The sequence below is a fragment of the Hymenobacter sp. genome (assembly GCF_036388155.1).
GTDB lineage: Bacteria > Bacteroidota > Bacteroidia > Cytophagales > Hymenobacteraceae > Hymenobacter.
Window position 1 is genome coordinate 73047 of the sequence record NZ_DASVSI010000001.1, and the last position, 7101, is coordinate 80147.

At 59.8% G+C, this 7101-nt stretch carries 5 protein-coding genes; 2 read left to right on the top strand and 3 right to left on the bottom strand.

Annotation, left to right across the window (positions count from 1 at the left end; all coding sequences use genetic code 11):
• Positions 1–15 precede the first annotated feature (15 nt).
• Positions 16–3051 (bottom strand): excinuclease ABC subunit UvrA, encoded by a 3036-nt coding sequence (gene uvrA / locus VF629_RS00255; RefSeq protein WP_331056430.1) that lies wholly within the window; start codon positions 3049–3051, stop codon positions 16–18.
• A 259-nt stretch (positions 3052–3310) separates the two neighbouring features.
• On the opposite strand from uvrA, the gene VF629_RS00260 reads away from it, so the two are divergent.
• Complete coding sequence (locus VF629_RS00260; protein WP_331056431.1) at positions 3311–3820, top strand: hypothetical protein; 510 nt, start codon at positions 3311–3313, stop codon at positions 3818–3820.
• A 164-nt stretch (positions 3821–3984) separates the two neighbouring features.
• Positions 3985–4455: a DUF3592 domain-containing protein gene (locus VF629_RS00265; RefSeq protein ID WP_331056432.1), complete on the top strand. Its 471-nt coding sequence runs from the start codon at positions 3985–3987 to the stop codon at positions 4453–4455.
• An 88-nt stretch (positions 4456–4543) separates the two neighbouring features.
• On the opposite strand, the gene asnS is transcribed toward VF629_RS00265, so the two are convergent.
• Entirely contained in the window at positions 4544–5950 is a 1407-nt protein-coding gene (asnS, locus tag VF629_RS00270) for an asparagine--tRNA ligase (RefSeq protein ID WP_331056433.1), read from the bottom strand.
• Between the two features lie 126 nt (positions 5951–6076).
• A partial coding sequence (locus VF629_RS00275) for a PHP domain-containing protein (RefSeq protein ID WP_331056434.1) occupies positions 6077–7101 on the bottom strand: 1025 nt, incomplete at its 5' end.

Below are 7101 nucleotides of genomic sequence, written 5' to 3' on the forward strand. Positions count from 1 at the left end.
TACCGGGTACTGCTGCTAAGCCTCCGCTTTGGCATACTTGCTCGTCTTCAACTCTTCGGCCAGGAAGCGGGCGGTGTGGCCTTTGCCAGCCTTGGCCACCTGCTCGGGCGTGCCCTGGGCCACGATGGTGCCGCCGCCCGCGCCGCCCTCGGGCCCGATGTCGATGACGTGGTCGGCCACCTTTATCAGGTCCAGGTTGTGCTCGATGATGAGAACGGTATTGCCCTTGTCGGCCAGCTTCTGGAGCACGTCGGCCAAGTGGTTGATGTCCTCGAAATGCAGGCCGGTAGTGGGCTCGTCGAGGATGTAGAACGTTTTGCCGGTGTCCTTTTTGCTGAGTTCGGTGGCGAGCTTCACGCGCTGGGCCTCGCCGCCGCTCAGCGTGGTGGCTTGCTGGCCAAGCGTGAGGTAGCCGAGGCCCACATCATTCAGTGTCTTGATTTTGCGCAGGATGCGGGGCTGGAATTCGAAGAACTCCACGGCCTTTTCCACGGTCATGTCTAGCACGTCGGTGATGGACTTGCCTTTAAAGCGCACTTCCAGCGTTTCGCGGTTGTAGCGGCGGCCTTTGCAGGTTTCGCAGGGCACGTGCACGTCGGGCAGGAAGTTCATCTCGATGGTGCGAATACCGGCGCCCTCGCAGGTTTCGCAGCGCCCGCCCTTCACGTTGAAGGAGAAGCGGCCGGGGCCGTAACCGCGGATTTTGGCTTCGGCCATCTCACCAAACAGCTGGCGTATTTCCGTGAACACGCCGGTGTATGTAGCTGGGTTGGAGCGCGGCGTGCGCCCAATGGGCGACTGGTCCACCTCAATCACCTTGTCCACCAAGTCCAGACCCTCGATGGCGCTGTAGGCCAGTGGCTCCTTCTTCGAGTTAAAGAAGTGCTGGTTCAAAATCGGGTACAGCGTGTCGTGGATGAGCGTGGACTTGCCCGAGCCCGACACGCCCGTCACCGCCACCAGCTTGCCCAGCGGCACTTTCAGGGTCACGTTTTTGAGGTTGTTGCCTTTGGCGCCTTTCAGCACCAGCTCGGTGCCTTCGCCCTTGCGCTTCTTCTTTTGCAGCTCGATGTGCTTCTGCCCACTGAGGTACTGCGAGGTGAGCGAGCCGGAATTCAGGATTTCCTTGGGCGTGCCCGAGGCCACGATGTGGCCGCCGTGGATGCCCGCGCCGGGACCAATGTCCAGCACATGGTCGGCGTGCAGAATCATGTCCTTGTCGTGCTCCACCACAATCACCGAGTTGCCGATGTCGCGCAGGTGCTGCAAGGCCTTGATGAGCCGCTCGTTGTCGCGCTGGTGCAGGCCGATGCTCGGCTCGTCCATGATGTAGAGCACGCCCACGAGCTGGGTGCCAATCTGGGTGGCGAGGCGGATGCGCTGGCTTTCGCCGCCCGACAGCGTGCGCACCGGGCGGTGCAGGTTCAGGTAGTCCAGGCCCACTTCCAGCAGGAAGCCGATGCGCTTGCGGATTTCCTTCAGCAGCTCGCGGGCAATGACGTTCTGCCGCTCGCTCAGCCGGTCTTCCAGCCCCACAAACCACGCGGCCAGCTCGTTCAAATCCATCACCGACAGCTCGCCGATGTTCTTGCCATCCATTTTAAAGTGCAGGCTTTCCTTTTTGAGACGGTAACCCTGGCACTCCGGGCAGGGCTGAGCCTGGGCATACTGCGCAATCCACTCCCGAATGTTGTCCGACTCGGAATCCATCTGCCGGCGCAGGAAGGGGATAATGCCCTCAAACGGCTCGGTGTACGTGCCCTTGCCGCTGTCGGCCTCGTCCTCGGTAATGCCGTGGAGCAGGCGCTTGAGCAGTTCCTCGGGCAGCTTGTCAAGCGGCGTGTTCAGCGTGGCTTTGTTCTTCTTGAGAATGAGCGAAAGCTGCTGAAAAATCCAGATGTCGCGGTATTCGCCCAGCGGCGCAATGCCGCCGCGGCTGATACTCAGCTTGCGGTCGGGCAGCACGGCGTCTTCCGTGATTTCCTGCACCTCGCCCAAGCCGTTGCAAGTGGGGCAGGCGCCGTAGGGCGAGTTGAAGCTGAACGTGTTGGGCGCCGGGTCGTCGTAGGCGATACCGGTGGCTGGGTCCATCAGGAAGCGCGAGAAGAACTGCGGCTTCGCTTTGTCGCCTTTGCCGTCGGGGTCGAGCACCAGCATGGTGCCTTTGCCGTGCGTCAGCGCGTTCTGCACCGAGCCAGAGAGGCGGAAACGGTCCTCTTCCTTCACCACGAGCCGGTCAATCACGATTTCGATGTCGTGAATTTTGTAACGGTCCACCTGCATCTTGGGCGTGATGTCGAGCAGTTCGCCATCGACGCGCACTTTGGTGAAACCCAGCTTGGCAATCTTCTGGAAATCTTCGCGGTAGTGGCCTTTGCGGCCCTTTACCACGGGCGCCAGTACCACCAGCTTCTTGCCATCAAAATGCTTGAGGATGTAGTTGATAATCTGGTCGTCACTCTGCCGAATCATCTTCTTGCCCGTGGCGTAGCTGAAGGCTTCGGCGGTGCGGGCGTAGAGCAGGCGCAGGAAATCGTAAATCTCCGTGATGGTGCCCACCGTGGAGCGCGGGTTGCGCGAGGTCGTCTTCTGCTCAATGCTGATAACCGGCGACAAGCCCTCAATCTTGTCCACGTCGGGCCGCTCCAGCCCGCCCATGAAGCTGCGGGCGTAGGCCGAGAAAGTTTCCATGTAACGCCGCTGCCCCTCGGCATAAATGGTGTCAAACGCCAGGCTCGACTTGCCCGAGCCCGAGATTCCCGTGAACACCACCAGCCGATTGCGCGGAATCTTTACCGACACATTCTTGAGGTTGTGCTCACGTGCGCCGTACACTTCAATGAACGGGGCTTCGAGGTGCTGAGACGCGGGGCTGTGGCCGTTGAGCTGGCCGTTGGTGTGCACCGTAATGGGGCCAGCGGCCGGGAGTTCGGTGATGTCGCGCACGGCAGCGGCGGTATCGGCAGCGACGTTTGAGACGGTTGTTTTCAGCGCGGCGGCTTTCGCCTTGGGGGCGTTGGCAACCGGGGCAGCAGTGGATTTTTTGGCCATTCAGAAACGCAGCGAATGAGTGCGCAAAGGTACAAAGAAGGGAGCCCGAAGGCTAATGCTAAAAGCATATTTGCCAGTCGCATTAGCCAAACTCGAAAAGGTCCGTTGGTGCACAACAGCAATGCCGGTGGGTTTGTGCCCATGCAAGCAAATGTCTTCTCAGAACCACCCAACCGGCGGCCGCGTACCACGCCCGAGCTTATTGGCACCGTCCTTGCCACGGGCCGGTAGCACCTTTTATCCTTATTCCATCACCACCATGAAAGACTTGCTCAAACCCTTCCGCCTGATTTTGCTAGGCGCCTTTGCGCTGGCAGCCGCGCCGGCCGCGCACGCCCAAATAAACATCAACATCAACCCGCCGAGTTGGGGCCCGGCCGTGCCGCAGGGCCAGCAGTACTACTACATCCCCGAAACGCAGGGCTTCTACGACGTGCCGGCCCGCCAGTACGTGGTGCAACGCGAAGGCCGCTGGATTCGCACCGCCAACCTCTCGGGCTACAACCCCAGCAACTTCCACCCCGTGGTGGTCGACTACGTGGGCGCCCAGCCCTGGTCGCGCTACGACGAGTACCGCGCCCGCTATCCCCGCGGCGGCAACCCCAGCAACGGCGCCCTGCCCCCCGGCCAGGCCAAGAAACAAGGCTACCGCGCCAACCCCAGCAACGGCGGCCTCCCTCCCGGACAAGCCAAGAAAATGGGCAACCGTGGCTATGATGGCTACGGCGGCTATGATAACAAAGGCAAGAACAAAGGAGGCAAGAAATAGTCCGAGCTTGATTTTAGCAACGCGCTTAACAGAAAAGGCGGCCCGCATTAGGCCGCCTTTTCTGTTAAGCGCGTCCATCGGTCAGAATAGTCACTTTATCCGTTCTTAGAGTAGCTTTTGGCAACAAGCGTTTCGTCATTTGCCGTCGATATAACTTTGAGTGCATGACAACCGACGCTCAGTACAATAAGGTGTTTTTTTATCTCTTCTACTTCGTTATTGTCGCAGTGGGCATTGGCTTCTTAGCTGGCGGTATTTATGAAGCGCAACATGCGTCCGTTCTCTACAAGGAAGGTCTGCTAGCGAAAGGCAGGGTGCAAAAAGTAGAAGACCAAGGCAATGCGGATGCGGACTGGACAACTTATGAAGTGGCGTTTGTGGCAACAGACCACAAATCCTACACCATCCAAAACCATTATTCAGTAAGGGATAAGGTAAAATTGTACAAAGTAGGGCAGATGGTTCCAGTTATTTATCTTCCTAGCGACCCACAGGACGGCCGAATAGACAACCGCCGTGAACGGGACTGGGTAGCTGGTGGCTGTTTTCTGGGAGCTTTGTTTGTATTGCTGTTTGGCGCCATATTTTATTACTTCTTTCACCGTCCTTACCTGATTAGTCAACAAGCATTTTAGCAAAGCAGCATGTGGCAATCAGACTTGCTACGCATAGAAAAAGGCGGTTCCGTCCTGGAACCGCCTTTTTTTATGCGCTTGCTAGACGCTAGAACGCCGCGTTCTTGGGGTAGCGCGGGAAGGGAATCACGTCGCGGATGTTGGCCATGCCCGTCACGAACAGCACCAGGCGCTCGAAGCCCAGGCCGAAGCCGGCGTGCGGCGCCGTGCCGAAGCGGCGGGTGTCGAGGTACCAGTCCAGTTCGTCGGCGGGGACGTGCATCTCGGCCATGCGGGCCGTGAGCTTGTCGTAGCTTTCCTCGCGCTGCGAGCCGCCGATGATTTCGCCGATGCCGGGAAACAGCACGTCCATGGCGCGCACGGTGCGGCCATCCTCGTCCAGCTTCATGTAGAAGGCTTTGATTTCCTTCGGGTAGTTGGTGAGGATAACCGGCTTTTTGAAGTGCTTTTCCACCAAGTACCGCTCGTGCTCGCTCTGCAGGTCGGTGCCCCAGTCCACGGGAAACTCAAATTTCTGCTTGGCTGATTTCAGGATTTCCACGGCCTCGGTGTAGGTGAGGCGCTGGAAGGCGTTGTCGACCACGAAGCGCAGGCGGCCGAGCAGCTCTTTGTCGTACTGCTCGTTGAGGAAAGCCAGGTCGTCGGCGCAGTGCTCGAGGGCGTAGCGCACCAGGCTTTGGAGGAAATCCTCGGCCAGGTCCATGTTCTCTTCCAGCTCGTTGAAGGCCACTTCGGGCTCAATCATCCAGAACTCGGCGAGGTGCCGGGCCGTGTTGGAGTTTTCGGCCCGGAAAGTGGGGCCAAACGTGTAGATGCTGCCCAAGGCCATGGCCGCGAGCTCGCCTTCGAGCTGGCCCGAAACGGTGAGGTTGGTTTGCTTGCCGAAAAAGTCCTCGGAGAAATCTACCGAGCCGTCGGCGGTGCGGGGCGGGTGCTCGGGCGGCAGCGTGGTCACGCGGAACATCTGGCCCGCGCCCTCGGCATCGGAACCGGTGATGATGGGCGTGTGAACGTAGAAAAAGCCGTTCCGGTTGAAGTAGTCGTGAATGGCGAAGGCCAGCGCGTGGCGCACCCGCAGCACCGCGCCGAAGGTGTTGGTGCGGGGCCGCAAATGTGCGATTTTGCGCAGCTCCTCCAGCGAAATGCCTTTCTGGTCGCTGCCGCGTTTTTGCAGCGGGTAGCCTTCCGGAACCGTGCCCAGCACGGTAATCTCGGTGATTTGCACCTCCACGGCTTGGCCCTTGCCCTGCGAAGCCACCAGCTGGCCACGTACGGCCAGGCAGGCCCCCGTGGCCACCTCCTTCAGGCTTTCCTCGGGGAACTGCTCGGCATTGGCTACCAGTTGGATGTTGTGGATGGTGGAGCCGTCGTTGAGGGCGATGAATTGCACATATTTGTTGCCGCGGCGGGTGCGAACCCAGCCTTTGACGAGGACTTCGCGGTCGAGCTCTTGGCTCGACAGAAGTTGCTGCACGGTGGACCGTTTGAGGGACATAACTTGCGGGGAAGCGGATGAACTGGCAAAGGTAGGGCAGAACGAGTACCGCGAAATTTCATTTCGCCCCAACCTCACAAGTTGCCCCGGCGCGGGGCGAAATGAAATTTCGCGGTACAAGTTCAATTACTCAAACAAGGACTTCTTGTATTCCAGCGGGGGCTTGATGTTGGCCTTGCGCGCTTCGAAATAGGCCGCCACCTCATCCACCGACTTGGTATTGAACGTCATTTCCTTCGTCAAAAGTCCCTTGCGGCCCATCAGCACGCCGTAGCGCATGTCTTCGTAGCCATTGGTGTGGTGAGCGTCGGGGTTGATGCTGAGCTGCACGCCCTGGTCGAGGGCGTAGCGCACCCAGCGCCAGTCGAGGTCGAGACGCCAGGGGTTGGCGTTGATTTCGATGATGACTTGGTGTTTGGCGCAGGCGTCGATGACGGCTTTGTAGTCAATGGGGTAGCCCTGGCGGCGCAGCAGCAGGCGGCCCGTGGGGTGGCCCAGCATGGTGGTGTAGGGGTTTTCGATGGCGCGCAGCAGGCGGTCGGTGGCTTTGCGCTCGTCCATTTTCAGGTTGGAATGGATGCTGGCCACGATGAAGTCGAAACTGGCCAGCACATCCGGCGCGTAATCGAGCGCACCGTCGCTGAGGATGTCGCTTTCGATGCCTTTAAAGATGCGGAACGGAGCCAGCTCCGCGTTGAGCTGGTCGATTTCCTTGTGCTGCTGGCGCACCCGCTCGGCGCTGAGGCCGTTGGCGTAGTGGGCAGCCTGGCTGTGGTCGCAGAGGCCCAGGTACTCGTAGTTGTGGTCGCGCAGCCAAGTGGCCATTTCGCGGATGCTGTGGTTGCCGTCGGAGTAGGTGCTGTGGTTGTGCAGGGAACCGCGCAGGTCGTCGTCTTCCAGCAAGCGGGGTAGCTTTTTCTCGGCAGCCAGGGCAATTTCCCCCAGGCCCTCGCGCAGCTCGGGCACGATAAACTGCAGGCCGGCTTTTTCATACAGGGCCTCCTCCTGCTGGAACTTCTCGCGGCGGGCCCACTGGCGTAGGGTGGAATTTTGACTTGCTGAAGTAGTGAGCGGCTCGCTCAGGTGCGTTTCGGCGGCGGAATTGAGGAATACCTCGGTCACGAAATCCTCCGCGCTGGTCAGCAGCACCT